The 25,876-nt window shown below is 74.8% G+C and carries 30 protein-coding genes and 1 pseudogene; 16 read left to right on the top strand and 15 right to left on the bottom strand.

The annotated features are described in order from the left end of the window. Positions 1–165: 165 nt before the first annotated feature. Both ACYQBY_RS18095 and pgm read right to left on the bottom strand, forming a co-directional pair. Positions 166–468 carry a putative quinol monooxygenase gene (locus tag ACYQBY_RS18095; RefSeq protein WP_459645367.1) on the bottom strand — a complete coding sequence of 101 codons (303 nt, stop codon included), beginning with the start codon at positions 466–468 and terminating at the stop codon, positions 166–168. 222 nt (positions 469–690) lie between these two features. After that, positions 691–2,331, bottom strand: a pseudogene (gene pgm / locus ACYQBY_RS18090) (phosphoglucomutase (alpha-D-glucose-1,6-bisphosphate-dependent)); the annotation flags it as partial. Between the two features lie 140 nt (positions 2,332–2,471). Here pgm and ACYQBY_RS18085 point away from each other — a divergent pair. Next, entirely contained in the window at positions 2,472–2,864 is a 393-nt protein-coding gene (locus ACYQBY_RS18085) for a YidH family protein (RefSeq protein WP_459645278.1), read from the top strand. After that, positions 2,861–3,178 carry a DUF202 domain-containing protein gene (locus ACYQBY_RS18080; protein WP_459645277.1) on the top strand — a complete coding sequence of 106 codons (318 nt, stop codon included), beginning with the start codon at positions 2,861–2,863 and terminating at the stop codon, positions 3,176–3,178. Before ACYQBY_RS18085 ends, ACYQBY_RS18080 begins: the two co-directional genes overlap by 4 nt. A 105-nt stretch (positions 3,179–3,283) precedes the next feature. Here the strand turns inward: ACYQBY_RS18080 and ACYQBY_RS18075 are convergent, their stop codons facing one another. Beyond that, positions 3,284–7,984 carry a pectinesterase family protein gene (locus ACYQBY_RS18075; protein ID WP_459645276.1) on the bottom strand — a complete coding sequence of 1,567 codons (4,701 nt, stop codon included), beginning with the start codon at positions 7,982–7,984 and terminating at the stop codon, positions 3,284–3,286. A 258-nt stretch (positions 7,985–8,242) separates the two neighbouring features. Here ACYQBY_RS18075 and ACYQBY_RS18070 point away from each other — a divergent pair, with 258 nt between their 5' ends. From ACYQBY_RS18070 to ACYQBY_RS18060, 3 genes are read left to right on the top strand one after another with little or no spacing between them, the layout of a single operon-like run. Further along, a complete protein-coding gene (locus ACYQBY_RS18070; protein ID WP_459645275.1) occupies positions 8,243–8,605 on the top strand; it encodes a hypothetical protein in 363 nt (120 codons plus the stop codon). Next, positions 8,602–9,018: a hypothetical protein gene (locus tag ACYQBY_RS18065; protein ID WP_459645274.1), complete on the top strand. Its 417-nt coding sequence runs from the start codon at positions 8,602–8,604 to the stop codon at positions 9,016–9,018. The genes ACYQBY_RS18070 and ACYQBY_RS18065 overlap by 4 nt, the downstream gene beginning before the upstream one ends. Positions 9,019–9,052: 34 nt before the next feature. Beyond that, the gene (locus ACYQBY_RS18060) at positions 9,053–9,691 is read left to right on the top strand and encodes a GNAT family N-acetyltransferase (RefSeq protein ID WP_459645273.1); all 639 of its coding nucleotides are present in this window, start codon (positions 9,053–9,055) and stop codon (positions 9,689–9,691) included. A gap of 2 nt (positions 9,692–9,693) precedes the next feature. On the opposite strand, the gene pip is transcribed toward ACYQBY_RS18060, so the two are convergent. Further along, complete coding sequence (gene pip, locus ACYQBY_RS18055) at positions 9,694–10,647, bottom strand: prolyl aminopeptidase (protein ID WP_459645272.1); 954 nt, start codon at positions 10,645–10,647, stop codon at positions 9,694–9,696. A 150-nt stretch (positions 10,648–10,797) separates the two neighbouring features. Between pip and ACYQBY_RS18050 the strand changes: the two genes are divergently transcribed. After that, positions 10,798–11,355, top strand: coding sequence for an AMIN-like domain-containing (lipo)protein (locus ACYQBY_RS18050; protein ID WP_459645271.1), 558 nt, complete (start codon positions 10,798–10,800; stop codon positions 11,353–11,355). A gap of 104 nt (positions 11,356–11,459) precedes the next feature. Beyond that, on the top strand, positions 11,460–12,662 hold the full coding sequence (locus ACYQBY_RS18045) for an MFS transporter (protein WP_459645270.1): 1,203 nt from the start codon (positions 11,460–11,462) through the stop codon (positions 12,660–12,662). 42 nt (positions 12,663–12,704) lie between these two features. On the opposite strand, the gene ACYQBY_RS18040 is transcribed toward ACYQBY_RS18045, so the two are convergent. After that, positions 12,705–13,088 carry an ATP-binding protein gene (locus ACYQBY_RS18040; protein WP_459645366.1) on the bottom strand — a complete coding sequence of 128 codons (384 nt, stop codon included), beginning with the start codon at positions 13,086–13,088 and terminating at the stop codon, positions 12,705–12,707. A gap of 197 nt (positions 13,089–13,285) precedes the next feature. Between ACYQBY_RS18040 and ACYQBY_RS18035 the strand changes: the two genes are divergently transcribed. Beyond that, positions 13,286–14,167 (top strand): helix-turn-helix domain-containing protein, encoded by an 882-nt coding sequence (locus ACYQBY_RS18035; RefSeq protein ID WP_459645269.1) that lies wholly within the window; start codon positions 13,286–13,288, stop codon positions 14,165–14,167. Between the two features lie 91 nt (positions 14,168–14,258). Further along, a complete protein-coding gene (locus ACYQBY_RS18030) occupies positions 14,259–14,696 on the top strand; it encodes a nucleotidyltransferase domain-containing protein (RefSeq protein ID WP_459645268.1) in 438 nt (145 codons plus the stop codon). A gap of 177 nt (positions 14,697–14,873) precedes the next feature. Here the strand turns inward: ACYQBY_RS18030 and ACYQBY_RS18025 are convergent, their stop codons facing one another. Next, complete coding sequence (locus ACYQBY_RS18025) at positions 14,874–15,041, bottom strand: Rv0909 family putative TA system antitoxin (RefSeq protein WP_459645267.1); 168 nt, start codon at positions 15,039–15,041, stop codon at positions 14,874–14,876. 302 nt (positions 15,042–15,343) lie between these two features. Here ACYQBY_RS18025 and ACYQBY_RS18020 point away from each other — a divergent pair, with 302 nt between their 5' ends. After that, a complete protein-coding gene (locus ACYQBY_RS18020) occupies positions 15,344–15,766 on the top strand; it encodes a hypothetical protein (protein WP_459645266.1) in 423 nt (140 codons plus the stop codon). A gap of 86 nt (positions 15,767–15,852) precedes the next feature. Then, positions 15,853–16,278 (top strand): hypothetical protein, encoded by a 426-nt coding sequence (locus ACYQBY_RS18015; protein WP_459645265.1) that lies wholly within the window; start codon positions 15,853–15,855, stop codon positions 16,276–16,278. On the opposite strand, the gene ACYQBY_RS18010 is transcribed toward ACYQBY_RS18015, so the two are convergent. The 3 genes from ACYQBY_RS18010 to ACYQBY_RS18000 form a co-directional block, all read right to left on the bottom strand. Further along, positions 16,264–16,620 (bottom strand): hypothetical protein, encoded by a 357-nt coding sequence (locus ACYQBY_RS18010; RefSeq protein ID WP_459645264.1) that lies wholly within the window; start codon positions 16,618–16,620, stop codon positions 16,264–16,266. The genes ACYQBY_RS18015 and ACYQBY_RS18010 overlap by 15 nt on opposite strands. 89 nt (positions 16,621–16,709) lie before the next feature. Further along, positions 16,710–16,982: a hypothetical protein gene (locus tag ACYQBY_RS18005; RefSeq protein ID WP_459645263.1), complete on the bottom strand. Its 273-nt coding sequence runs from the start codon at positions 16,980–16,982 to the stop codon at positions 16,710–16,712. A 138-nt stretch (positions 16,983–17,120) separates the two neighbouring features. Further along, positions 17,121–17,762, bottom strand: coding sequence for a CG0192-related protein (locus ACYQBY_RS18000; protein ID WP_459645262.1), 642 nt, complete (start codon positions 17,760–17,762; stop codon positions 17,121–17,123). 143 nt (positions 17,763–17,905) lie between these two features. Between ACYQBY_RS18000 and ACYQBY_RS17995 the strand changes: the two genes are divergently transcribed. Then, positions 17,906–18,388 carry a hypothetical protein gene (locus ACYQBY_RS17995; protein WP_459645261.1) on the top strand — a complete coding sequence of 161 codons (483 nt, stop codon included), beginning with the start codon at positions 17,906–17,908 and terminating at the stop codon, positions 18,386–18,388. On the opposite strand, the gene ACYQBY_RS17990 is transcribed toward ACYQBY_RS17995, so the two are convergent. From ACYQBY_RS17990 to ACYQBY_RS17980, 3 genes are all read right to left on the bottom strand, one after another. Continuing rightward, positions 18,375–18,836 carry a hypothetical protein gene (locus ACYQBY_RS17990; RefSeq protein WP_459645260.1) on the bottom strand — a complete coding sequence of 154 codons (462 nt, stop codon included), beginning with the start codon at positions 18,834–18,836 and terminating at the stop codon, positions 18,375–18,377. The two genes, ACYQBY_RS17995 and ACYQBY_RS17990, sit on opposite strands and share 14 nt — an antisense overlap. Before the next feature lie 124 nt (positions 18,837–18,960). Beyond that, on the bottom strand, positions 18,961–19,167 hold the full coding sequence (locus ACYQBY_RS17985) for a helix-turn-helix domain-containing protein (protein ID WP_459645259.1): 207 nt from the start codon (positions 19,165–19,167) through the stop codon (positions 18,961–18,963). After that, positions 19,167–19,646: a DUF2975 domain-containing protein gene (locus tag ACYQBY_RS17980; protein ID WP_459645258.1), complete on the bottom strand. Its 480-nt coding sequence runs from the start codon at positions 19,644–19,646 to the stop codon at positions 19,167–19,169. The genes ACYQBY_RS17985 and ACYQBY_RS17980 overlap by 1 nt, the downstream gene beginning before the upstream one ends. A 99-nt stretch (positions 19,647–19,745) precedes the next feature. Here ACYQBY_RS17980 and ACYQBY_RS17975 point away from each other — a divergent pair, with 99 nt between their 5' ends. Further along, positions 19,746–20,132: a hypothetical protein gene (locus ACYQBY_RS17975; protein WP_459645257.1), complete on the top strand. Its 387-nt coding sequence runs from the start codon at positions 19,746–19,748 to the stop codon at positions 20,130–20,132. Positions 20,133–20,202: 70 nt separating this feature from the next. Here ACYQBY_RS17975 and ACYQBY_RS17970 read toward each other — a convergent pair whose 3' ends face one another. Continuing rightward, positions 20,203–21,249, bottom strand: a complete 1,047-nt coding sequence (locus ACYQBY_RS17970) for an NAD(P)-dependent alcohol dehydrogenase (protein ID WP_459645256.1) — start codon at positions 21,247–21,249, stop codon at positions 20,203–20,205. A 302-nt stretch (positions 21,250–21,551) separates the two neighbouring features. Between ACYQBY_RS17970 and ACYQBY_RS17965 the strand changes: the two genes are divergently transcribed. After that, complete coding sequence (locus ACYQBY_RS17965; RefSeq protein WP_459645255.1) at positions 21,552–23,600, top strand: putative bifunctional diguanylate cyclase/phosphodiesterase; 2,049 nt, start codon at positions 21,552–21,554, stop codon at positions 23,598–23,600. A gap of 6 nt (positions 23,601–23,606) precedes the next feature. Here the strand turns inward: ACYQBY_RS17965 and ACYQBY_RS17960 are convergent, their stop codons facing one another. Then, a complete protein-coding gene (locus ACYQBY_RS17960) occupies positions 23,607–24,080 on the bottom strand; it encodes an NUDIX domain-containing protein (RefSeq protein WP_459645365.1) in 474 nt (157 codons plus the stop codon). Positions 24,081–24,138: 58 nt separating this feature from the next. Here ACYQBY_RS17960 and ACYQBY_RS17955 point away from each other — a divergent pair, with 58 nt between their 5' ends. After that, a complete protein-coding gene (locus ACYQBY_RS17955; protein WP_459645254.1) occupies positions 24,139–24,774 on the top strand; it encodes a TetR/AcrR family transcriptional regulator in 636 nt (211 codons plus the stop codon). Beyond that, positions 24,774–25,268, top strand: coding sequence for an SRPBCC family protein (locus tag ACYQBY_RS17950; protein WP_459645253.1), 495 nt, complete (start codon positions 24,774–24,776; stop codon positions 25,266–25,268). Before ACYQBY_RS17955 ends, ACYQBY_RS17950 begins: the two co-directional genes overlap by 1 nt. A 25-nt stretch (positions 25,269–25,293) precedes the next feature. Here the strand turns inward: ACYQBY_RS17950 and ACYQBY_RS17945 are convergent, their stop codons facing one another. After that, positions 25,294–25,857, bottom strand: coding sequence for an RICIN domain-containing protein (locus tag ACYQBY_RS17945; protein WP_459645252.1), 564 nt, complete (start codon positions 25,855–25,857; stop codon positions 25,294–25,296). Positions 25,858–25,876 lie beyond the last annotated feature (19 nt).

Here is a 25,876-nt window from a genome sequence, read left to right as displayed (position 1 = left end):
CTGGACGCCCCGGAACGACCGACGGGGGCGTCCCGGCCCGGACGCCGCAGCGTCACGGGCGGAACGCCCCCGTCGGTCCTCGTCCTGCGAACCCGGTGTCAGGAACCCGGTGTCAGGAACCCGGCGCCGGGGGCGGGCCTCCGGGACCCGGCCGCCGGGCGGGCCTCAGAGCCCCGCGCCCGAGGAGATCCCCAGGCCGCCGACGACCCGCACCTCGTGGCTGGAGAACTCACCGGTCAGCAGCGGCATCGCCCGCGTGATCGCGTCGCGGACCGCGGGCAGCTGCAGCGACGCCTCGTGGGCCTCCTTGCTCTCCCACACCTCGCTGATCCAGATGGTGTCGGGGTCGTTCTCCAGCTCCCCGACCACGTACTGGTAGCAGCCGACCGAGTGCAGGGCCTCGACCTCCTCCAGGAGGATCTTGACGACCTCCTCGCGGGTCCCGGGCTTCGTCCGCATCGACCCCATCAGCCCGTACGGCATGCCCTGGCCCTCCTCCTGCGCGGCGTCGGTGACCTCGGTGGCGGTGAGGTCGAGCGTCTCCCGGCCCTCCCCGTCCTCCGGGCCCGTGGCGTCACCCGTCGCGGTGTCCGTGGCGGTGTCCGTGGCGGTGTCCGTCGCGCTCACGCCCGCGGCGGCCCCGGCGAGCGCCGCGGACACCGGGATGCCCGCACCGTCGCCGCCGCGGCCCGACAGCACCCCGTCCACGAGCTCCTGCGCCTCGTGCTGCACCTGCCGCAGGTGCTGACCGCCCAGGAAGGACTCCGCGTAGATCTTGTACACGTCCTCCGTGCCGGACGGGCGCGCCGCGAACCACGCGTTCTCCGTGACGACCTTCAGGCCGCCGAGGCGTGCCCCGTTGCCCGGCGCCTCCGTCAGCTTCGACAGGATCGGCTCGCCCGCCAGCGTCGTCGCGCTCACCTGCTCCGCCGACAGCCTGCCCAGCGCCGCCTTCTGCTCCCGCGTCGCCGGGGCGTCGCTGCGCACGTAGACCGGCTCCCCGAAGCGCTCGGTGAGCTGCTTGTACAGCTGGCTCGGCGTCTGGCCCGTGCGGGCGAGGATCTCCGCGGCCAGCAGCGCCAGCAGGATGCCGTCCTTGTCCGTCGTCCACACCGAGCCGTCCTTGCGCAGGAACGAGGCCCCGGCGCTCTCCTCCCCGCCGAAACCGACGGAGGAGTCCAGCAGGCCCGGCACGAACCACTTGAACCCGACGGGCACCTCCAGCAGCCGCCGGCCCAGGCCCGCCACCACGCGGTCGATGAGGGAGGAGGACACCAGCGTCTTGCCGACCGCCGCGTTCGCCGGCCAGCCGTTGCGGGAGGAGAACAGGTACTGGATGGCGACGGCCAGGAAGTGGTTCGGGTTCAGCAGCCCCCAGTCGGGGGTGACGATGCCGTGGCGGTCCGCGTCGGCGTCGTTGCCCGTGGAGATCTGGAACTCCGTGCGCCGGTCGATGAGGGAGTGCATCGCGTTCGGCGAGGAGCAGTCCATCCTGATCTTGCCGTCGCTGTCGAGGGTCATGAACCGCCACGTCGGGTCCACCAGCGGGTTCACGACCGTCAGGTCCAGGTCGAGCCGCTCGGCGACGGCGCCCCAGTAGTCGACGCTCGCGCCGCCCATCGGGTCCGCGCCGATGCGCACCCGTGCGCCGCGGATCGCGTCGATGTCGAGGACCGAGGGCAGGTCGTCCACGTAGGTGCCGAGGAAGTCGTACGACTCCGCCGCCCGGCGCGCCCGGCCGAACGGGATGCGGCGCACCCCGTCCAGGCCCGAGGCGAGCAGCTCGTTGGCGCGGTCGGCGATCCAGCTCGTGGCGTCGGTGTCCGCGGGACCGCCGCTCGGCGGGTTGTACTTGAAGCCGCCGTCGCGGGGCGGGTTGTGCGAGGGGGTCACGACGATGCCGTCGGCCAGGCCGCTGGAGCGGAAGCCGCCCCCCTCGCGGTTGGCGCGCAGGATCGCGTGCGAGATCGCAGGGGTGGGGGTGTACCGGTCGGAGGCGTCCACCAGGACCGTCACGTCGTTCGCGGCGAGCACCTCCAGCGCCGTCGTCCACGCCGGCTCCGAGAGGGCGTGGGTGTCCCGGCCCAGGAACAGCGGGCCGTCGTAGCCCTGGTCGCGGCGGTACTCCACGATCGCCTGCGTCGTCGCGAGGATGTGCGCCTCGTTGAACGCGCCGTCCAGGCTGGAGCCGCGGTGGCCCGAGGTGCCGAAGCTGACGCGCTGGGCGACGTCCTCGGGGTCGGGCTGCACCGTGTAGTAGCGGGTGACCACGTGAGCGACGTCGATCAGGTCGCTCGCCTCGGCGAACTTGCCGGCGCGGGGGTGCGTCATCGGGTCCTCTTCCGGGTGGCGGGTCTCCTGGTCGGCCGCTGCGGGAGCGGATGGCTCGATCTTGCCCCTGTCGCGTGGCCGGTGCCACGCCGGGGCGGGGGCGGTCTGCGGCCCGCCCGGCCGTGCGGCAGGCTGCCGACGTGCCGCAGCAGCCCTCGCAGCTCCCCGCGCGGCCGGATCGCCGCCGGCCCCGCAGCGTGTACGGCACCGGCTCCGAGCCGGACGCCCGGTTCTCCCTGGCCAACGAGCGCACCTTCCTCGCCTGGATCCGCACCTCCCTGGCTCTGCTGGCGGCCGGGGTGGCGCTGGAGGCGCTGCGGGTGCCCGTGCACCCCGGCCTGCGCCTGGCCGCGAGCCTGGTGCTCCTGGCGCTGGCCGTCGCCGCGCCGGTGCAGGCGTGGCGGGGCTGGGCCCGCACCGAGCGGGCGGTGCGCCGCGCCGAGCCGCTGCCCGCGCCGGTGCTGGCCGGGCCGCTGGCCGCCGGGGTGCTGCTCGCGGTGCTGCTGCTGCTCGTGGGCACGGTGCTGCGGTGAGGCCCCCGCGGCAGGCCCCGCCGGGTGCGCAGCGCGAGCGCACCGCCCTGTCGTGGCAGCGGACGGTCCTCGCCCTCGTCGTGGCGGCGGCGGTCGTGGTGCGCCTGCTCGTCGAGGGCCTGGGGATCGCGGCGGTCTGCGCGGCCGCCACCGGCCTGGCGCTGGTGGCGCTCCTGCACCACGGCGCCTCCCGCCGCGACCGGGACCGCCGCTCCGGGGACGCCGACGGGCGGGTGCTCGCCGCGACGGCCGCCGCCGCGGTGCTCGCGGCGCTCGCCGGGACGTGGGCGGTGCTGGCCCTGGCCCGCTCCTGAGGACCGCGCCCGCCCGGGCGCCGCGGACGGCGCACCCGACGCGCCCGGGGACGCAGGTGGCCCCCGCACGGATCCGTGCGGGGGCCACCCGGTGTCGCGCGGGGATCAGCGGACGGGGTTCCACCCGTCCGTGCCGGCGAGGTACGCCTGGGCGGTGCGCCCGGCCGCGTCGGCGTCGGAGAGCTGCGGGCGGTTGGCGTTGACACCCGCTCCCGGGCCGGTGTTGCCGTGCTCGGAGAAGCGGCCGTCGGTCCACAGGTTGGGGCTCATGTCCGCCCAGGGCTGGGTGGTGCGGACCGCGGCGGGCAGGGCGGTGTTGCGGATGGTGACCTGCCCGCGGGAGTTGTGGACGACCCCGCCGACGGTGTAGCCGTCGGCCCAGCCGCGCCAGGGCCGGCCGAGGGAGTACGTGCCCGCGGGGGCGTTCGAGGTGATGGTGCTGTCGGTGATGAGGAACCCGTAGGGGTTCTTGTCGGACGTGCTGGCCGCGGTGATGTAGCCGTTGTTGCTGTTGCTGCCGCGGGACAGGGCGTGGATGGTGCTGCGGTCGAACACGGCGGTGCCGCGACCGAAGATGAAGTCCACGTCGCCCTCGACGTAGCTGTCGTAGAAGTACGAGCGCGCGACCCGCGGGGCGTCGGGGGAGTCCACCAGCAGGGTGTCCTGGTTGCCCAGGAGGCGGACGTTCTCGAAGACGAGGCGGTCGCCGGTGGTCTTCAGCGCCACGGCCTGCTCGCCGGACAGCACGACCGCGGCCTCGTCGAAGGAGTTCTCGATGGTGAGGTCCCGGACGGTGACGTTGCTGCCGGAGATCAGCACCGACTGGCTCCGGCCGGTGCCGTAGGTGGTGGTCGTGCCCGGGACGGTCGTGCCGGCGGCGTTGTCGTAGGTGAGGACCACGTCGGAGGCCCTGCCGGTCGTGCCGACGATCGTCACGAAGTTCCGGGAGACCGTGATCATCTCCCTGTAGACGCCGGGCTTGACCGCGATGACGGTCGGCTTCGCCGCGGTACCGGCCGGTGCGGCCGCGAGTGCGGCCTGCACCGAGGTGTGCTGCCCGGAGCCGTCGGCCGCGACGAGGACGTCGTGGGCGGGCAGCGCCACCCCGACCGGGCTGGCGGTGACCGCGGTGCCGGCGGCGGACTCGTTGCCGGCCCTGTCGACGGCGGTGACCACGTAGGTGTAGCTGCTGCCGTTGGCGGCGGTGCGGTCGGTGTGGCCGGGCGCGGTCAGCGGGGCCGGGTTCAGCCGGTTCGCGTCCGTCAGCGCGACGGTGGACCCGGTGGACCGGTAGACGTTGTAGCCGGCGAGGTCGCCGTCGCCCACCGCGGTCCAGGTCAGCGCCACGGAGCTGTCGGCCGCCTCGGCGCCCAGGCCGGCCGGGACGGCGGGGGCGGTGGTGTCGGCGGGCGGCGGGGGCGGGGTCTGCCCGGTGGGGTTCCACCCGTCGGCACCGGCGAGGTAGGTGAACTTGGTGAACCTCGCCGCCTCGGCCGCGCTCAGCTGCGGCCGGTCGGCGTTCGTGCCGGCACCGGGACCGCTGTTGCCGAACTCGGAGAGCCGGGCGTTGCGCCAGGCGCTCGTGCCGAAGTCCGTCCAGGGGCTGGACCTGACGGCCGCGGGCAGCTCGGTGTCGCGGACGAGGACCTGGCCGACGGCGTTGACGTCACCGCTGGGCTGCCAGGGGCGGCCGAGGGAGAACGTCCCGGCGGGCGCGTCGCTGGTGATGGTGCTGTCGGTGACGAGGAACCCGAACGTCAGCGACCGGTCGGTGCTCGGCGCGGTGATGTAGCCGTTGTTCGAGGTGCTGCCGCGGGTGGCGGCCTTGATCGTGGAGCGGTCGAACACGGCGGTTCCGCGGCCGAAGATGAAGTCGACGTCACCCTCGACGTAGGAGTTCACGTAGTACGAGCGGGCCAGGACCCCCGCGCCGGGGGAGTCGGCGTAGAGGGTGTCCTGGTCGCCGAGCAGGCGGACGTTGTCGAACACCAGGCGGTCCCCGACGGTCTTGAGGGCGACGGCCTGCTCGCCGGCGGCACCGGTCTCGACGAAGTCGTTCTGGATGGTGAGGTTCTTCACCGTCACGTCGTTGCCCCTGATGAGCACCGTCGCGCTGCCGGAGGTCCCGAGGGTCCCGGTGCCGTCCGCCTTCGGGGTCCCCGCGGAGTTGCCGTAGGTGATGACGACGTCGGAGGCGTTCGCCGTGGCGCCCAGGAGGGTCACGCCGGCGCGGGTGACGGCGAGGGTCTCGCGGTACGTGCCGGGCCGGACGCCGATGACGAACGGGGCGTTCCCGGCGGGTGCGGCGGCCAGGGCCGCGGCGATGGTGGTGTGGTCGCCGGAGCCGTCGGCGGCCACGGTGACGTCCGCGCCGGCCACCGGGACCTTCTCGACCGGGCGGGTGCCCTGGACCTCGACGGCGGTGGACGCGTTGCCCGTCGTGTCCAGGGCCGTCACCCGGTAGCGGTAGGCGGTTCCGGGAACGGCGGTGGTGTCGGTGAACGCGGAGGTGGTGACCGGGGTGGTGGTCAGCGGCGTGAACTCCGCCCCCTCCGCGCCGGGGGCGCGGGAGACGAGGTAGCCGGCCAGGTCGGGCTCGGTGCCGTCCGCCCAGTCCAGCTCCACGGCACCGGCGGAACCGGTGGCGGTGAGGCCGCCGGGCACGGCGGGGGCGGTCACGTCGACCGCCGCGACCGCGACGGGCTCGGACGTCGGGGACTCGTTGCCGCTGGTGTCGACGGCGGCCACGGCGTAGGACCAGCCCACGCCCGCCTCCGCGCCGGTGTCCGCGAAGGTGGTGGCGCGCAGCGGGCTCGCGGTGAGCTTCTGGCCGGTCAGCGGCCCGGCCTCGGTGGACCAGCGGTACACGACGTACCCGGCGAGGTCGGCGTCGCCGACGGCGGACCAGGACAGGCCCGTGCCGGACGTCGCGCGCTCCGCGGCCAGCCCGGCGGGCACGGCCGGGGCCACGGTGTCGGTGCGCCGGGCGCTCGCGGAGGCGGTGGCGGAGGTGTTGCCGCTGGTGTCGACGGCGCTGACGCGGTAGTACGAGACCACGCCCGCGGGGGCGGTGGTGTCGGTGAAGGCGGAGCCGGTGACCGGGGTGGCGGTGAGCCTGGCCCAGGTGCCGCCTGCGCCGGAGGCGCGGGAGACGACGTACCCGGCGAGGTCCGCCTCGGTGCTGTCGGCCCAGTCGAGCACGACGCCGTTCGCGTCACCGCTGGCGCTCAGACCGGTCACGACCGCGGGGGCGGTGGTGTCCCGGCGCACCGCGCTGACCGTCACCGCGGCGGACTCGTTGCCGCTGCGGTCCACCGCCGTGACGCGGTAGTGGGAGACGACGCCGGCGGGGGCGGTGGTGTCGCTGTAGTCGGACGACGTGCGGGGGGTGGCGGTGAGCTTCGTGAACTCCCCGTCGGCGGAGGACGCGCGGTACACCAGGTACCCGGCGAGGTCCCGCTCGGTGTTGCCGGTCCAGTCCAGCTTGATGCGGGAGGTGTCGGCGGAGGTGACCATGCCCGTCACCGGTGCCGGTGCGAGCAGGTCGGCGGGGGCGCCGGTGGCGGAGGCGGTGGCGGAGGTGTTGCCGCTGGTGTCGACGGCGCTGACGCGGTAGTACGACACGACGCCGGCGGGGGCGGTGGTGTCGGTGTAGGTGGAGCCCGTCACCGGGGTGGCGGTGAGCCTCGTGTAGGTGCCGCCGGAGCTGGAGGCGCGGGAGACGACGTACCCGGCGAGGTCGGCCTCGGTGCTGTCGGCCCAGTCGAGGACGACGCCCGTGGCGGTCCCGGTGGTGGTCAGCGACCTCGGCGCGGCGGGGGCGACGCCGTCCGGGCGGGTGGCGCTGAGGGCGACGGCGGCGGACTCGTTGCCGGCGCGGTCCACCGCGGTGACGCGGTAGTGGGAGACGACGCCGGCCGGGGCGGTGGTGTCCGTGTAGTCGGAGGAGGTGCGGGGCGCCGCGGTGAGCTTCGTGAACTCCCCGTCGGCGGAGGACGCGCGGTAGACGTGGTAGCCGGCGAGGTCGGACTCGCCGTTCGAGGCCCAGTCGAGCCTGACGCCGCTGGTCGTCGCGGAGGTCACCGCGCCGCGCACCGCCGCCGGGGCGGTGGTGTCGGGCAGCAGCACGGCGACGGAGGCGGTGGAGGAGGCGTACCCGCCGTGGTCGACGGCGGTGACGCGGTAGTGGTGGTTCACCCCGGCCGCGGCGGTGGTGTCGGTGAACGTGGAGGCCGTCAGCGCGGTGGCGGTGAGCCTCGTGTACGTACCGCCGGAGGTGGAGGCGCGGGAGACGACGTACCCGGCGAGGTCGGCCTCGGTGTTGTCCGCCCACTCCAGCACCACACCCGCGGCGGTGCGCACGGCCGTCAGGGCCTTCGGCGCGGCGGGGGCGACGCCGTCCTTGCGGGTGACGGTCGCGGAGACGGGGGCCGACTCGTTGCCGCTGGTGTCCACGGCGCTCACCCGGTAGTAGGACGGGAAGCCGGCGGGGGCGGTGGTGTCGCTGTAGTCGGAGGACGTGCGGGGCGCCGCGGTGAGCCTGGTGAAGTTCCCGCCCGGGGAGGTCGCCCTGTACACGAGGTAACCCGCGAGGTCCTTCTCGGTGTTGCCCGTCCAGTCCAGCTTCGCCCGCGACCTGTCCGAGCTGGTCACCATGCCCCGCACCGCTGCCGGGGCGGTGGTGTCGGCGGCGAGCGCGGGCGAGGCGAGCGGGCCGGCGGCGAGGGCCAGCACCACGAGCGGGGGGACGGAGCGGCGGGCGGCCCGGCGCGGGGAGGCGGGGTTCGGCGTGGTGGAGCTGGGCATGAGAGGGCGGTCTCCTCGGGAGGTGGTGGTCCGGTCCGGCGCGGACCGGGGGGCGCCCTGGAGCAGCCATCGCCGTCGCGGTGCACTGGGCAGCACCAGAAGGATGAAGTCTCAACCAAGTTCTGTGCACGCACTTTCACCCGTTGTGCTCCACGGCACCACCGGGTAGGCCGAACGGGCAGGTCGCGCACCGCGGGCCGTCGCGGAGGGTCACGGCGGTGGTTCGGCCGAGCTGGAGGCGCCGCCTAGAGTGCCGGTGTGACGGGTGCGCTGGTGGCGGTGGTGAGCGTCCTGGCGCTCGGCTCGGCGTCGTGGGCGGGGGTCCTCGCCGCGCGCGCCCGGCGGGTCGGCCTGCCGCTGCTGGTGGCCCTGGCCGCGACCGAGCTGGCGCTGCTGGTCCTCGCCGTCGCGCTCGCCGTGGACGCGCTCGACGGCACCCGCCCCGCGGAGACGGTCACCGCCGTCGCCTACCTCGTGCTCGCCCCCCTCCTGCTGCCCGCCGCCGCGCTGTGGTCGCTGGCGGACCGCTCCCGCTACAGCCCTCTCGTGCTCACCGTCGCCTGCCTCGGCCTGGCCGTCGTCGCCTACCGGATGCTCCTGCTGTGGCAGGTGCAGCGGTGAGCGCACGGCCGGGCGGCCGGGACCGCGAGGACCACCGCGGGCTCGGCCGGGTCCTCGTCGCGCTCTACGGCCTCTTCGCCGTCGCCGCCACCTCCCGCGCCGCCGTGCAGATCGCCACCCGCTTCGGGGAGGCGCCGCTGGCCTACGCGCTGTCCGCGTTCGCGGCCCTCGTCTACGTCCTCGCCACCCTCGGCCTCGCCCGGCGGGGCCGCGTGTGGCGCACGCTCGCGTGGGCCTCCTGCAGCGTCGAGCTGGCCGGGGTGCTCACCGTCGGCACCCTCAGCCTCGCCGACCGGGCCGCCTTCCCCGACGCGACGGTGTGGTCGGTCTACGGGCAGGGCTACCTGTTCGTGCCCCTCGTCCTGCCGGTGCTGGGCCTGCTGTGGCTGCGGCGGGAGCGCTCCGCCGGCTGAGGGGGCCGCGCCCGGGCCGTGGCATCCTCGCCCGGTGCTGACCGTCCCCACCCTCCAGGGAACCCGCGTGCGCCTGGAACCGCTGGCGCCGGAGCACGTCGCCGGGCTGGCCGCCGCGGCCGCCGGGGACCGCTCCGCCTACGCCTTCACCCGGGTGCCCGACGGCGAGGAGGAGGCGCGGCGGTACGTGCTGGACGCCCTCGACGTGCAGGCCGCCGGTGGCTGCCTCGCCCACGCGGTGCGCCGCCTCGCGGACGGCCGCGTCGTGGGCACCACCCGGTTCTGGGACCTGGAGGTCGTGCCCGCGACGGGGCCACCCCCCGCGGTGGCGCCGCGACCCTCCGACGACCTGCCGCCCACGGTGCTGGAGATCGGCAGCACCTGGTACGCGGCCTCGGCGCAGCGCACCGGCGTCAACACGGAGGTCAAACTCCTCCAGCTCACCCACGCGTTCGGGGTGTGGGGCGCGCTGCGGGTGTGCTTCCGCACCGACGCCCGCAACACCCGCTCCCGCCGCGCGATCGAGCGGCTCGGGGCCCGGCCGGAGGGCGTGCGGCGGGCGCACTGCACCGCCGCCGACGGGACGGTGCGCGACACCGCGTTCTACTCGGTGCTCGCCCCGGAGTGGCCGGGCGTGCGGGACCGGCTCCGGGCCGCGCTCGCGGGGCGCTGAGCTCAGGCCGTGTCCGCGAACCCGTCCAGGGCGCGCGCGAGGTGCTCGGCGAAACGCGGGCCGCCGTGCCCGCCGTCCCCCACGACGACGAGCTCGCTGCCCGGCCAGGCGCGGTGCAGGTGCCACGCGGTCTCCAGCGGGCTGCTCACGTCGAGGCGGCCGTGGACGAGCACCGCGGGGATCCCCGCCAGCCGGGGCGTCCCGTCCAGCAGTTCCGTCTCCCCGAGGAACGCCGCGTGCGACCAGTAGTGCGTCACCAGCCGCGCGAACGCCAGGCGGAACCCCGGGTCGTCGTAGCGCGGGTCCGGCCGGTACCCGGGTACCAGGGAGACGTGGACGTCCTCCCACGCGCACCAGTCGCGCGCCGCCCGCTCGTGCACCCGCGGGTCGGGGTCGCGCAGCAGCCGGGCGTACGCGGCGGCGAGGTCCCCGTCGCGCGCGTCCGCGGGAACCCCGTCGCGGAACCGCTCCCACTCGCGGGGGAAGACCCGGCCCATCTCCCGGGTCACCCACCGCACCTCGCGGCGGGTGGTGGTGGCGACCGCGGACAGCACCACCGCGCGGACCCGTCCCGGGTGGGCCTGCGCGTACGCCAGGGCGAGCGTCGAGCCCCACGAGGCGCCGCGCACCAGCCAGCGCTCCACGCCGAGGTGCTCGCGCAGCCGCTCCACGTCCGCCACGAGGTGCGCCGTGGTGTTGGCGGTCAGGGCGGCGGGGTCCTCGGCGGCGTGCGGGGTGCTGCGGCCGCACCCGCGCTGGTCGAACTGCACCACCCGGTAGCGGGCCGGGTCGAACACCGTCAGCCACGCCGGGCTGGACCCGCTGCCCGGCCCGCCGTGCAGCACCACCGCCGGGGTGCCGGCGGGGTTCCCGCTGGCGCACCACCACAGGCGGTGGCCGTCGCCGACGTCGAGGAGGCCCTCCTCGTGCGGTTCTCCCACGGGGTACCCCGTCACCGTCGCGCTCCCTCCGTGCCGCGGGTGGAGACGCCTGTGTACCGCAGGACGGGACCCTGGTGCGGTGGGCCCGCGCGGAGGATGATCGGGAGGTCGGCGCCGCGCCCGGTGCGACGGTGCACCCCGGTGGCGCCGCGGGGAGGAGTCGTCGTGGGCGGCAACCGGACCCGGGCGCGGCGGGGAGTTCCCGCGCTGGTGCTGGCATCGCTGGCGTGGGTGGTCCCGGCCCCGCCGGCGGGTGCGGTGGTGTGCCCCACGGGGTGGGGCTCGCAGCCGGAGGACGTCTCGCGGGCCGTGCCGCGCGGGGAGGTGGCCGGGGTCCGCGCCGGGCGGCACGCGTGCTTCGACCGTCTCGTCGTCGACGTGGACGGCGGCCTGCCCGGTCACTTCGTCCGCTACGTGCGCGAGGTCCGCGCGGACGGCTCCGGGGATCCCGTTCCCCTGCGCGGCGGGGCGCGCCTGGAGGTCGTGGCCACCGCGCCCGCCCACGACGAGGACGGCCGCTCGACGTTCGTGCCCGCGGACCCCGCCGAGGTGGTGGACGTGCGGGGGTTCCGCACGTTCCGGCAGGTCGGCTGGGGCAGCACGTTCGAGGGGAACACCACCGTGGGGCTGGGCGTGCGGGCGCGGTTGCCGTTCCGGGTGCAGGTCCTCGACGGTCCCGGGGACACCGACCGGCTCGTGGTGGACGTCGCCCACCGCTGGTGACCCGGCGGCCGGCGCCGCGGGTACGCGCCGCTCCCGCCGTCGTCCCCGGGTCCGGGAGGGCGTGCGGGGGCGGGCGCGGGTCCCCCGGGTGACGATGGACGGCGATGCCCCGCTCCCGGATCCCCCTGCTGCTCGCCGGCCTCGTCCTCGTCGCCACCGTCATGCGCTCCCCGATCACGGGGGTGGGCCCGCTGCTGCCGCGGATCGACGCCGAGCTGGGGTTGGGCCCCTCCGCCTCGGGGCTGCTCACGGCGCTGCCGCTGCTCGCGTTCGCGGGCGCCTCGGCCGTGGTACCGGGGGTGGCGCACCGCTGGGGGAACCGGGCGACGCTGCTGGCGGGGCTGGCGGCGATGTGCGCGGGGGCGGGGCTGCGCTGGGTCCCGGCCGGCGGGGCCGCGGGGGTGGGCGCCCTGTACGGCGGCACGCTGCTCGTGGGGGTGGCGATCGCCGTCGCGAACGTGCTGCTGCCCGCCCTGCTGCGCTCGGAGTTCCCGGCGCGCGTGGCGGCCCTGACGAGCGGTTACGTGGTGGTGATGGGTCTGGGGGCGGCGTTCTCCTCGGGCACGGCCGAGCCGCTGGCCGACTCCGCGCCGGGGGGCTGGCGCACGGCGCTGGCGGTGTGGGCGCTGCCCGCCCTGCTGGCGGTGGCGGTGTGGGCGCGGATCCGGCTCGGCCCGGCCGGGAGGCCCGCGACCGGCGGGGCGACCGGCGCGGTGCCGGGGACGGGCCCGGCCCGGATGCCCTGGCGCTCCGGCCTCGCCTGGCAGGTGAGCGCCTTCATGGGGCTGCAGTCGGTGGGTTTCTACGTGGCCCTGGCGTGGCTGCCGACGCTGCTGCGTGACCGCGCCGGCCTGGACGCGGTGGCCGCGGGGTGGCAGCTGTTCCTCCTGCAGGTGGCGGGCCTGCTCGCCAGCAGCTCGGTGCCGCTGCTGCTGCGCGGGCGCCGCTCCCGGGTGGCCCCGGCGGTGGCGTGCTCGCTGCTCACCGCGGCCGGTTTCGGCCTGCTCCTCCTCGCCCCGGCCGCGGTGGCCCTCTCCAGCGTCCTGCTGGGCCTGGGGATGGGCACCTCGGTGGTGCTGGCCCTGTCGTTCCTGGGCGAGCGCGCGGCGGACGCGCGGGGCGCGGCGGCGCTGTCGGGCATGGCGCAGGCCGTCGGCTACCTGCTCGCCGCGGCGGGCCCCGTGGTCGTCGGCGTCCTGAACGGCGCGACGGGTGGCTGGGAGGCCCCGCTGGCGCTGCTGCTCGCGCTGTCCCTCGTCCAGGCCGGTGCGGGCTGGGCGGCGGGCCGGCCGCGCACGGTGCGCTGAGCTCTCCGCTGCCACCCGGTGCGGCCCCGGGGACGGTGCCGCTCAGACGGTCAGCGGGCGCAGCTCGAACCACACGGTCTTGCCGAGCGGCCCCACGCCGAGCTCGGTACCCCAGCGGGAGCTGAGCATCTCCACCATCGCCATGCCGCGGCCGTGCTCGGCGTCGCTGCGCTGGGCGGCCACCAGGGGCATGCCGCCGCCCTCGTCGGCGACCTCGACGTGCAGGAACTGCGGGCCGATGCGGGCCGCCATCCGCACCAGGCCGGAGCCGTGGACGACGCCATTGGTGACGACCTCGGAGACCAGCAGCTCGGCGCGCTCCACGAGGTCGGCGTCCAGATCGCCGGCCTCCACCCACGGGCTGCACCACTCCGTGAGCAGCCACCGGGCCACCGCCACGGACCGTGGCCTGGGAGGCAGGACCACCTGCAGCAAGGGCCCTCGACCTCCGGTCCGGGCGCGGGTGCGCCGCTCCTGTCATCTCGTCGCCGACGTGACCCCCAGTGAACCACCTGGTGTCGGAGGGTGCTTCCCCGTGACGGTGCGCTGATCCGCTCCCCGCCCGGCCCACCGGGCCTCCCGCACGACCGGGCGCGGGCACGGCCTGCGCCGATACTGGGCGCATGGGACGCGAGCACGCGGTGCGGGACTTCCTGAGGGCGCGGCGGTCGGCGGTCTCCCCGGCCGACGTGGGGCTGCCCGCGGCGCCGGGGGCGCGGCGGGTGCCGGGTCTGCGGCGGGAGGAGGTCGCCTCGCTGGCCGGGGTCAGCGTGGACTACTACACGCGCCTGGAGCAGGGACGCGCCCTGAACGTCTCCGAGTCGGTGCTCAGCGCGATCGCGCGGGCGCTGCGCCTGGACGAGGTGGAGGTGGCGCACCTGCGGGACCTCGTGGGGCCCTCCGCGGGGACGGGCCGCAGCCGCGCCCGCGCCACCCAGCACGTGCGGCCGGGGGTGCGCCAGCTCCTGGACAGCCTGGAGGGGCTGCCGGCGTACGTCCTCGGCAGCCGGGGGGAGGTGCTGGCGAGCAACCCGCTGGGGCGCGCGGTGTTCGCGGACTTCGACGCCATGCCCGCCGCCCGGCGCAACATCGTGCGCTGGCTGTGCACGGACCCCGCGGCGCGGGAGCTGTTCGTGGACTGGGAGGAGGTCGCCGCCGACGCGGTGGCCGTGCTGCACCGGCAGGTCGGCAAGGACGCCTGCGACCCGGTGATCGCCGCGCTGGTGGGGGAGCTGTCCGTGGTGAGCGAGGAGTTCGCGCGCTGGTGGGCCAGCCAGCGCGTCTACTCGCGCCTGCACGGCGTCCGGCGCCTGCACCACCCGCTGGTGGGGCCGCTGGAGCTGTCCGTGGAGCACCTGCTGCTGCCCGGCCCGGTGGAGCAGGTGGTCGTCGTGCACAGCGCCGAGCCGGGCTCGGCGTCGCGGCAGGCGCTGGCTCTGCTGGCGAGCTGGACGGCGCCGCAGCGGCAGGACGCGGCGGGGGCGGGCGAGCGGGTGCACGACTAGGGCGTGTCCTGCGGATCGTGGTGGGTGCTGGAACGTCCGCACCGATGAGCGGGTGTTCCGATGGCAGCGCTCACCTCGGGATGATCCCTGGATGAGCGCGCGGTTGAAGGGACGCCACCGAGAGGTGGAGCGGCTGCTCACAGACGTCACGAGCTGGGCGCGAGGACACGACGACGTGGAAGCGGTCGCCCTCGTGGGCTCTTACGCCCACGGGCGAGCCCGCATGGCCAGTGACGTCGATCTCGTCGTGCTCACGCCCGCGTTCGCGCACCTGGCTGCCGACACCGGCTGGTTCCTGAGCATGCGACCAGGAAGCCGACTCGTCCGGACAGCGACCTGGGGACCGCTGCTGGAGCGGCGCTTCCGGCTGCGCTCCGGTCTCCTGGTGGAGATCGGCCTGGTCCCACCCTCCTGGGCTCAGCTCCCCCTGGACCGGGGCACCCATCGCGTCCTCCGCGACGGACACCGCACCCTCCACGACCCAGCCGGGCTGCTCGCCCGCGCCCGACAGGCTCTGCTTCCGGGCTGACGTCCCCCGACCGATGTCCGGCTCTGCCGCTGGTCAGGCGTGACCATGGCCGGCTCGGGATGCTTCCCTGATCCGCAGGACGAGTTCTCGTAGTACGTCGTCAGGTCCTGCTGCCGCGGCCCACCCCGTCGGGGGCGGCGCGGTCCGGGGGCACCGGACCGCGCCGCTGCGGAGGAACTACTCGCCGATCCGCTGGTCGACGGCGTCCTCGCCCTTTTCGACGATGGTGCCGCCCTTGCCGCCGGTCTTGGCCTCGACGGCGTCGCCGGCCTTCTCGATGCCCGCGTCGCTGGCCTTCTCGACGCCCGCGCCGCCGACCTTCTGCTTGATGTCCTCGATGCCCACAGGGGACTCCTCAAGATCGTCGAAGCGGCACCCGGGCGGGTGCCGGGTCCACTCTCAGGTCCCCCAGCGGTGATCGCGACCGGATGCTACCGGGTGCCGCTCACACCGCCCTGCGGGCGCGTCGCTCATGACGCCCCGCGGGCGCGATCATGACCGGCGTCGGGGTCCGGTCCTGCCGATGGGCGAGCGGTTGACCCGGTGCGGCCCTCTGGTCGATCAGGCGGCGGCCGGCCCGACCAACGATGATCGTGCCAGGGATGACCGTGTGGGGAACTCCGGCGATGTCTGAGACTCGACAGGCTGTGCGCCGTCGTCAGGGGCGGGACGTGGCGTGGATGCTGGGGGTCGCCGCGTCCGGTGCGGCCTTTCCCGCGTTCCTCGGTCTAGCTCTGTCGATCGGCCCCGACGACTCCTCGTGGCCGTCGTGGGTGGGTTGGGTTCTCCTGGCGTTGCTGGTGCTCCTGGTCACCACGGCCGTGGTCGGCACCCTCCGCATCGGCCCCTGGCCGGTCCTGCCGGCGGTGCTCATCCCCTTCAACGCCGTCGCCGTGCCGGTCGTGGTGTACAGCGACCCCCTGGGCATCATCGGCGCGATCGTGCTCGCCTTCCTCAGCACGGTCGCCGCCCTGGTGCTGACCCTCTCGACCTGGCTCATCCATGCGGGTCTCCAGCGCCGCCGCGGCCGGTCAGGCGCACACACCGCGGCACTGTCAGGCACGTACTAGCCACCACGCCTCGGTGCAGGTCGCCCGCGCGTGCCGCCCTGCGGGCGCGGTGTGGGCCGCCCGGGGCACACGGTTAGGTTGCTCGCGTGGACGTGGTGGTGGAGGTAGGTGGCTGGGAGCACCAGTGCTGCGGGTCCTCCGTGGAACGCGGTCAGATCGTCGATCTTGAATGCCTCCGCTGGACAGGTCCCGACGGCCAGGTGCACTTGATCGAGAGCCACCACGACCTCGGACCCGTCGAGCGCATCCGAGGACGAGTGATCGACATCCAGGTCGTCCAGGGCGGCGGGGTCACCTGGCCGATCCTGCGGCTGCCAAGCGGGCACGCCCTGTGCGGCAACGATCCAGAGGACGGCGGCCACCTGGAGGACCTGCGGACCGGTGCCGTGATCCCATCGGACGGTGAGGACTTCCTCCTCACCGTCCGGATATCCGATCAGCAGCCGCCCAACCGACCGCTGACCGCGCTGCGGGCGCTGGAGCGGTCCGGCTCTCGATCACTCGACGCGTAGGGCGATGGTGGCCACGACGAGTCGGGTGTCCGGCTCGCCGGGGTGGCGCTGTCCGTACATGCGGATGTCTGCTTCATCGCATCGGGCGCTGAACTGGAAGTCCTCATCATCCAGTACCGCTGCCAGCAGTTCTGGCGGCACCTGGGAGCACTTGCCGAAGGTGAGCACGTAGGCGGGGCGACCCCGTTTCGCGTGAGTGACGGCTTCAGCCGACGCCAGCGCCCGTCCGCGAGTGCGCCGCACGCCCTCGATGGTCAGGAACTGTGGAGGGCACCCCAGCTCCGTCTGAGCCCGCAGGTCCACATCAACCGGCAGATCACGCAGCAGCGCGGACAAGCTCATGCACTCAGCCTGCCGCTCCTGGTGCTCTGACGCCGATATGGTCGCCCGCGCATGCCTACGGGCGCAGTGAACGGTGGCGCCGGCGCCAGTCAGCCGTGCCGCAGATCGAGCAAGAACTCCGCCAGCTGCGAGGGCGTCTCGGCCAGCGAGCACACCACGGGGATCGGCACCCATTCCAGCGCGACCACCTCGGGGCACTCGCACGGCTCGTCGTGGACGCCCGGACGCGACTCGCCGACGCCCCCGCCAGGCAGGGTGAGGTAGGACGGCCCGTCGTGGCGACCGGAATTGCTGTGGGTGGCTTCACTGACCATGAGTTCTGCGCCACCGCACACGATCACCGCCGAGGCACGCCTGCGCACGGGCGGCATCCCGTACCCACCCACGCGCACGTCTCCACCGGACGCCGACACGCTCACCTGGGCCGCACCGCGGATCTGCTCACGAGCACCTGACACGCTGCGCCGCGGCGATGGTCGCCGTGCCGGATGCACGTCCGATCAGGCACGGCCGTCGACGGTCGCCAAGACGACGGGGGTCCCCTGCCCGGGCCACGTCCCGCTCAGCGCAGCACCCGCCCCCGCTCCCGGCGTCGTGGCGAGCACGACCCGCGGCAGGGTGAGCCTGACGCCGACGTCGATGGTCGTCGTCGTCCCGGCGTGGCCGACCACCGGCGACGTCAGGACCGGAACGTCGGCGGTCGGCAGCGATCCACTGCCGCGCACGTGCGTCGTCGCCGGCTCCAGCACCAGACCGGTGTCGGTGGCGGCGTACAGGTCGGCCTCGCGCCCGCCGGTCAGGATCGTGGTGACCAGTGCGCGCACGTAAACGGGGTCGTGGCAGCCGTCGTAGATCCAGCGGTCGCCGAGCGTGGTGTGCGTCATGGTGGTGATCAGCGAGTCTTCCGCGCCCGCCCTGGGAGAACCCCGGTAGGTCAGCGGCACCTGCAGGACCTGGCCGTCGGCGGTGGCGAGCAGGTGTGTCTCCATGCCGACCTCACCGTCGGGGTCGTCGAAGCGGTAGGAGCCGAGCTTGGTCAGGGTGGAGGCATCAGCGTCGCCGAGCCACGGCTGGTGGGGTACCCACGCCTGCAACAGTTCCAGCTTGGTGGGGACGATCGTCGCAGGATGGTGGACAGCCACCGCGGAAGTCTGACAGGCGCACGCGTCCTCGGTCATGCCCTTACCGGCGCGGTCATGGCCCATATCGAACATCCGACCCTGCCCGCATCCAGTGCCCGATCATGACCGCGCGCCGACCTCACCCCTCCGCCGAGGAGCGCGAAGTGGGCCCCGGCCAGACCGGACTCATGGAAGATGACGAGGCGCTGCCCGTGGAGGTGCACCTCGGCGTGGAGTTCTGTGAGGACACCACCATTCGGACGCCTGAGGACGCGGCGCTGCGCCGGTGGCGGCGCCCGGTGGACATCGACCGGCTGGCTGTCTCGGCACAGTCGCGGGCTCAGCCGGATGCCTGGCGCGATGAGTGGGAATCCTGGGACGTCCACGTGCCCGTCGCCGCCGAGGTGCTCCAGCGCTGGACCCGAGAGAGGCATCGGCTGGCGCACGAGCTGCAGAAGGAGCTGGAGCCGGGCATCACCGTGCTGGCGTACAGCACCGTGCTGGCGTACAGCCACGGCGGCTCGCTGCGTCCCGTGCGCGAGGTCGGCGGACGACAGTCCAGCTCGCCGCCCCACGGCGCGCCCGCACATGCCGCTGGTCAGGCGCGGTGCCGGGCGGCGTGGAGCCGGGTGGTCAGGCGGCGCTGAGGCTGATGCGGGTACCGACGACGGAAGCAATCCCGGTGTCGTCGCGCTCGACGAGGGGCTCGACGAAGGCGAAGGTGCCATGGCTACCGAAGCGGACCCTGACGAAGCAGGAGTCAGCGGACAGGTGCGCGCCGGTGGTGCCCACCGGAACCTGCTCGCAGGTGATAGCCGCTGCCTTGTCGGCCTGGACGTCCATGCCGCGGGCGAGCTTGGTGGCCACGACCTTGACGGGCTCGGGGCTCTCCCAGCACGCCACCTGACCGTCGCCGTTGCAGACGGTGGAGTCCACCGCGCCGAAGGGTGCCTGCAGACCGCGCGCCACCTCCACCGCTTCGCGCAGGTGCTTCTGGTGGGAGTGCTCGGTCAGCTCGGGCATCGCCACCGTCGCGCCGGCTCCGGTGAGGGCGAACACCAGCGGGACTGCAAGGACCGGACGCAGAAGGGTCACGCCTCGTCATCGACATCTCGTGATCGATGCTGGAGGAGCGGACCATCCGCTCATGACGCTGATGGGGCGCGGCCATGGCCGCCGATGATCCGCAGGGCACGTCCTGGACCCCTCCACGGGGGGCTCAGTCCTCGACCCACTCCAGCAGGTCGCCGGGCTGGCAGCCGAGGACCCGGCACATGGCCTCCAGGGTGCTGAAGCGGACGGCCTTGGCGCGGCCGTTCTTCAGCACCGCGATGTTGGCGGGGGTGAGGCCGACCAGGTCGGAGAACTCCGCGACGCTCATCTTGCGCCGGGCCAGTTCCACGTCGAGGCGCACCACGATCGGCATCAGATCACCGCGTCCATGTCGGTGCGCAGCGTGGTGGCCTGCCGCAGCAGGGCGCGCATCACCACCATGAGCAGGCCGAGCACGGTGACGCCGGTGGTCGCGAGGAACAGCAGCAGCGGCAGGCCCGGGTCGGAGGCGTTGAACCCGACGTAGAGGAACGCGGCGACGAGCACCGCCCACGCGGCGGCGACGGCCCACACGATCACGTTCACCCACACCAGGGCGGCCTCGCTGAAGATGCGGTCCTTTCTGATCAGGGTGAGCAGCTTCCAGGTGCAGACGACCACCACCTGCACGCAGAGCACCCAGAACACCGACACGGCCGTCGCCGGCCACCGCAGGTGGGCGCGCTCGGGGTCCTGCCGGGCGGTGTGCGCGAACTCCCCGGGCAGGGACACGACCTGGAAGAAGACCAGGACCGCAAAGAGGACGACGAGGACGACTCTCAGGAGGGCGACCGCCCGTCGCTCGGTGAGCATGTATCGAGGATCGCTCGGTTCCTATCGATTGTCAATAGGGGAGGGTGTCGTGGCGGTACTCCTGTCCGCTCGGGACGCGTGCTGCGGTAGGACTCGGGGGTGCTCGGCGACGCCTCCCACGCGCTCCTGCTCGGCCGGATGGCCCAGGAGGGCGACACCCCGCTCGCGGTCCTGCCCCTCGCGTCGGGCCCGTTCGCGGGCCCGTCCGGCTCCGGGGTCCTCGCGGTCAGCGCCGCGCGGCTCTGGCTGGCGCAGCCGCAGCTCCTCGGCGGCCCGTCCGTCGCATCCGTACCGCTCGCCTCCGTCGGTGCGGTGGGCGTGCGCGCTCCGCGCGGACTGCTCGGCGCGGCGGGGAGCCTGCGCGTCGAGCTCGTCGTCGACGGGCGCCCGGTGCGGCTGCGCACCCGCGCGGACCGCGCGGCCGCCGAGGAGTTCGCGCAGGCCGTCGACGCCGCCCGCCAGGCGCTGCCGGGCGCCGGGGGGTGAGGGCGCGGCAGGTGTGCGAGGGGGGCGGGTGCCGCGCGCACCCGCCCCCCTCGCCCCGCACCCGCCGTCCTCAGCCCTGCAGCGTGGAGGTGTCGATGACGAACCGGTAGCGCACGTCGCTGGCGATGACGCGCTCGTACGCCTCGTTGATCTCGTCGGCGCCGATGACCTCGATCTCCGCACCCAGGCCGTGCTCGGCGCAGAAGTCCAGCATCTCCTGGGTCTCCCGGATGCCGCCGATCTTGGAGCCGGCGAAGCGGCGGCGGTTCTGCACGAGGGAGAACGCCTGGACCGGGATGGGGTTCTCCGGCAGGCCGACGAGCACCAGGGTGCCGTCGAGCTTCAGCAGGTTCAGGTACGCGTTGAGGTCGATGTTCGCCGAGACCGTGTTGACGATCAGGTCGAACGTCCCGGCGAGCTCGGTGAAGGTGTTCTCGTCGCTGGCGGCGCGGTAGTGGGTGGCGCCCAGGCGCAGGGCGTCCTCCTGCTTCTTCAGCGACTGGCTGATGACCGTGACCTCCGCGCCCATCGCCGCGGCGATCTTCACGCCCATGTGCCCGAGCCCGCCGAGGCCCACGATCGCGACCTTCTTGCCGGGCCCCGCGCCCCAGTGGTTCAGCGGCGAGTACAGGGTGATCCCCGCGCACAGCAGCGGCGCGGCCACGTCCAGCTCCAGGCCCTCGGGGATCCGGCAGACGTAGTTCTCGTCGACCACGATGTTCGTGGCGTACCCGCCGGCGGTGGGCTTGCCGTCGCGGCCGATCGCGTTGTACGTGCCGGTCTCGCCCTTCGCGCAGTACTGCTCCTCGCCCGCGAGGCAGTTCTCGCACTCGCGGCAGGAGTCCACGAAGCAGCCCACGCCGACGCGGTCGCCCACGGCGTAGCGCGAGACCTCCGCGCCGACCTCCGCCACGACCCCGGCGATCTCGTGGCCGGGCACCAGCGGGTAGAGCACCTCGCCCCACTCGCCGCGCGCGGTGTGGATGTCGGAGTGGCAGATGCCGGCGAACCTGATGTCGATGAGGACGTCGTGGGGGCCGACCTCGCGCCGCTCGACGGTCGTCGGCTCCAGGGGCGCGGTGGCGGACGTGGCGGCGTAGGCGGAAGCGGTGGGCATGGGGCTGGGCTCCTCGGGGGTGCTGCTCGGGGGTGCTGCTCAGGGGTGCTGCTCGGGACGGGCTGTGTCCCGAGGTGCTTGCCGGCGGCGCCGCGCGGCGGCGGCGCACGCCTCCTCGAGGCTAAGCCGGTGGCGGCCGGCGCGACCGCCGGGAAGGTGGTCCTGCTCGTCCCACCCTCCTCCCGCCGCCCCGATCCCGCCCGCCGTGCGGGGCACCGCGCCGCCGCGCGGGCCGAGGGGGAACGGCCATCGATACGGGTCGGTCCTGTGCCCGGCCGCGCCCCCTGTGGTAAACGCTCACCATGAGTGACAGCACCGACGCGCGTCGGCGGGCGCGGTCGGCGCGCGAGCGTGCCACGGAGGTGGTGCGCGGGAGCCTCGACGGTCACGCCCGGCGGCTCCACGACCCCTGGTCGCCCGACGGCGCCGACACCGCCCCGCACCCGCGGCCGCTGTGGGCCGACGGTGCGCTGCCGGCGGACGGTGCGGTGCTCGCGGACGCGGCCGCCGGGTTCGACGGGCCCGGTGCCTCCCCGGACCTGCGCTGGCTGCTGCGGGAGCGGGAGCAGCTCTCGCGGCGCCAGCACGCGGTCGTCGCCCTCGGCCGCCACGCCGTCGGGGGGACCGACCTCGGGGAGCTGCTGGAGCTCGCGCACCGCAGCGCCGCCGAGGCCCTGCCCGGCGCGGCCGTCGCGGTGGTCCGGGTCGAGGGCCCGGACGTGACCCTGCACGCCTGCACCCCGCGGCGGCACGGCCGTCCCCTGCCCGGCCACCTGGCGCTGGCGGAGCTGTCGGGCACGACCCTGGGCCTGGCCCTGCGCGGCGGGGTCCCGGTGCACGTGCCGGACCACAGCGCGGACCGCGGGGCGCCCGCCCGCCCGGCCCGCCCCCTGGTGCCGGGCTGCGACGCCGGCAGCTCCGCGGTGGTGCCCGTGCAGTGCCCGCAGCAGGTGTGGGGCGCCCTCGTCGTCGCCCACCACGACCCCGGGCACGTCGGCGCGCAGGACGTCCTCTTCCTCCAGCAGATCGCCACCCTCCTCTCCGCGGCCGTCGACCGCTCCCTGACGGAGGAGGCCAACCGGCAGCAGGCGCTGCACGACGCCCTCACCGGCCTGCCCAACCGGGTCCTGCTGCGCCAGCGGCTGGAGGAGGAGCTGCACTCCCGGCACAGCTGCGCCGTGCTGCTGCTCGACCTCGACGGGTTCAAGGACGTCAACGACGCCCTCGGGCACGCCGTGGGCGACCTCGTCCTCCAGCGCGTCGCGGAGCGGCTGGTCGCGGCCGTGCCCGCCTCCTCGGTGACCGCGCGGCTCGGCGGGGACGAGTTCGCCGTCCTCGTGCCCGGCACGACGATGCCCGCCCTGCAGGCCCTCGCCGGCCGGATCGCCGACGCCTTCGCGGAGCCGTTCACCGCCGCGGCCGTCGACATCCGCCTGGGCGTCAGCGCCGGGTACGCCCTCGCGCCGCTGCACGGCTCCGACGCCTCGACGCTGCTGCGCCGCGCCGACGTGGCCATGCACCGGGCCAAGACCGCGGGCAGCCCCTGGGCGGCGTACGAGCCCGCCCTCGACGCCCCCCGGCTGCTGCGCCTGAAGCTCATCGGGGACCTGCGCACCGCCATCAGCGCCGGGGAGCTGGAGCTGCACTACCAGCCGGTCGTGGACCTCGTGACGGGCGCACCGAGCAGCGTGGAGGCGCTGGCCCGCTGGTGGCACCCGGGCCGGGGACCGGTGGCGCCGGAGCACTTCATCGGCCTCGCCGAGCAGAGCCGCCTCATCGGCCCGCTGACGCTGTGGGTGATCGACGAGGCGGTGGCCCAGTGCCGGGCGTGGCGGGAGGCGGGCCTGCCCGCGCTGCCGGTCGCGGTGAACTGGAGCATCCACTGCCTGCGCGACCCGGGGACCGCCGCGGCGATCCGCCGCCGCCTGGTGGACAACCGCGACATCCTCACCGTCGAGCTCACCGAGTCCGCCCTCGCCGACGACGACGCCCGCGACGTGCTGGAGGACCTCGCCGCGCAGGGCGTCTCGTGCTCCATCGACGACTTCGGCACCGGGTACGCGTCCCTGGCGCACCTGCGGCGACTGCCCGTGGAACGGCTGAAGATCGACAAGATGTTCATCGAGCACCTCGACTCCGAGCCCAAGGACCGCGCGATCGTCCGCTCGGTGACCGACCTCGCCGGCGCCCTCGGGCTGGCCGTCACCGCGGAGGGCGTGGAGAGGGCCGCCGTCGCGGCGGAGCTGCGCCTGATGGGCGTGGGCACGGGCCAGGGGCACCTGTGGTCCCCGGCCGTCTCCGGCGGGGACCTCGCGGCGGGCTGGGAGGCGCTGACCCGGGTGGTGTGCTGAGGGCGCTCACCGGGCCGGCGGCAGCCCGTCCTCGAGGTAGAGGGTGGCGCCGGGTGCGGCCAGGCAGGCGGCGACGCAGCGGAACAGGTTGGGCTGCAGCAGCTCCCGGGCGGTGTCGAGGTCGTGGAACGCCCAGGAGCGCAGTTCCGCGGCGGGCAGCGTGACGAGCGCCGCCTCCCCGGCGGACAGGGTGCCGCCGTCGAAGAGGAAGCGCACGGCCTCCGGCGCGGGCGGCGCGGCGGCACGCCAGTCCACGCACCACAGCCGGCCGGGTTTCCGGTCCAGCCCGAGCTCCTCGCGCACCTCCCGCCGGGCCGCGGCCAGCGGGGACTCCCCGGGGTCGACGATCCCGCCGGGCACCTCCCACACCGGCTTGTACGTCGGCTCGACCAGGAGCACGCGGCCGGACCCGTCGCCGAACAGGACCCCCGCGGCCAGGGGTTTGGCGGGCAGGGTGGCGAAGTAGGTCGCGTCGTCCATCACCGGGGCAGTGTGCCGGGGGGTTGACCGCTCCGCCGAGGGGCTACATGCTGAAGCTGTGGCTACGACCTCTAGCCCTGACCGGGTGGCGCGTCGCCGCGCCGCCGTCGTCGAGGAGGCCCTCGACCACGCCGTCGCCGTCGTGACGGAGGCCGGCGTCGGGGCGCTCACCGTCTCGGAGGTCGCGCGGCGCACCGGCATGCGCGGACCGTCCCTCTACAAGTACTTCCCCTCCCTCCACGCCCTGTACGACGCGCTGTTCGCCCGCGGGGTCGCCTCGATGGACGCCGCCGTCCGGTCCGCCGCCGAGGAGGCCGCACCCGGGGTGGAGCGCCTGCGCGCCGGCACCCGCGCCTTCGTCCGCTGGTGCACCCTCAACCCCGCCCTCGCGCAGTTGATGCTCTGGCGGCCCGTGCCGGGTTTCCGGCCCTCGCCGGAGACGTTCGCCGCGAGCGTCGCCACCGTGGCGCAGGTGCGGGTGCAGCTCACCGAGGCCGTCCGCCTGCGCCAGCTCGCCCCCGGTGCCGACGGCGACGACGCCCTGCGCACCTTCACCGTGCTGCTCAGCGGCCTCGTCAGCCAGCAGCTGGCCAACGAACCCGGAGTCCCCTTCGAGGACGGCTCCTTCAGCCGTCTCACCGACGACGTGCTCGAGATGTTCCTCGCCCACCACCGGTTCCGCAGGAGGACCTGATGCAGACCCTCGACCGCGACGAGCGCTCCCTGCTCGTCGCCGCCCCGCCCGACGTGCTGTGGCGCATCGTCTCCGACGTCACCCGCACCCCGGAGTACTCCCCGGAGGTCACCGCCTGCCGCTGGACCGGCGGCGCGACCGGCCCCGCCGTCGGCGCCCGCTTCGCCGCCACCAACACCATCGGCGGCCGCAGCCTCACCAACCGGCCCGTCGTCACCGCCGTCGAACCCGGGCGCCTCTTCGCCTTCGCCCGCACCGAGCCGTTCGCCGGGACCGTCGCCTGGCGGTGGAGGTTCGAACCCGAGGGCGACGGCACCCGCGTCACCGTCGGCTACGAGGTCACCCGCCCCCTCACCCGGCTCGGGTGGTTCGTCATCGAGCGGTTCTTCGGCGGGCGCGACCGGCGCGGCGCGCTGGGCGAGGGCATGGAGCGCTCGCTGCGGGCCCTGGCGGAACTGGCGCGGGCGGGGAGCGACCCGCACCGGGCGCGCTGACGTTCCCGGTGCGGGTCCGGCCGGGTCACCAGATCTGCATCATCTGGCTCGTCGACGTCGGCGAGTAGTTCCACTGCACGAAGCCCGCACCGGCCGCCGTCGACCCGCCCGAGACCTTGAGGTACTTGCCGCTGCGGACGTTGCGGATGTGCCACACCGGCAGCACCGGGTCCTGGACGCGGGTCCACCGCTGGCTCGTCGAGGTCGCGTCGCACGGCCGCTGCACGACCGCGGCGCCGCTCAGCAGCGAGCGGCCCCGCACGTCGAGGCACTGGTGGCTGTAGCGGTTCTCGTACTGGAAGGTCCGGCCGCTCGACCCCCGCTGGATCATCTTCCACTGGCTGTTCCACGCGCTGGGTCCCCAGGCGTGCTGCTGGACCTGCAGGCCGTTCGCCGTCCACGGCGCCGGGACCGTGGCCACCAGGTTGCTGTGGAACGCGTTGATGCGGATCCACCCGGGCTCCGCCGCCGCCGGGGCCGCCGTCACGGCGAGCGGTGCCACCGCGGCCACCGTGGCGACCGCGGTGACGGCGGCGGACCGCAGGCCGCGCCGGACCGGGCGGCGCCACGCGCGCTGCTGTGCGCTCATGCTGATCTCCTCCTTCGCT

The organism is Kineococcus anabasis (assembly GCF_054590795.1).
Note: the sequence above shows the minus strand (reverse complement) of the source record. Positions and strands in the feature narration are given on the sequence as shown.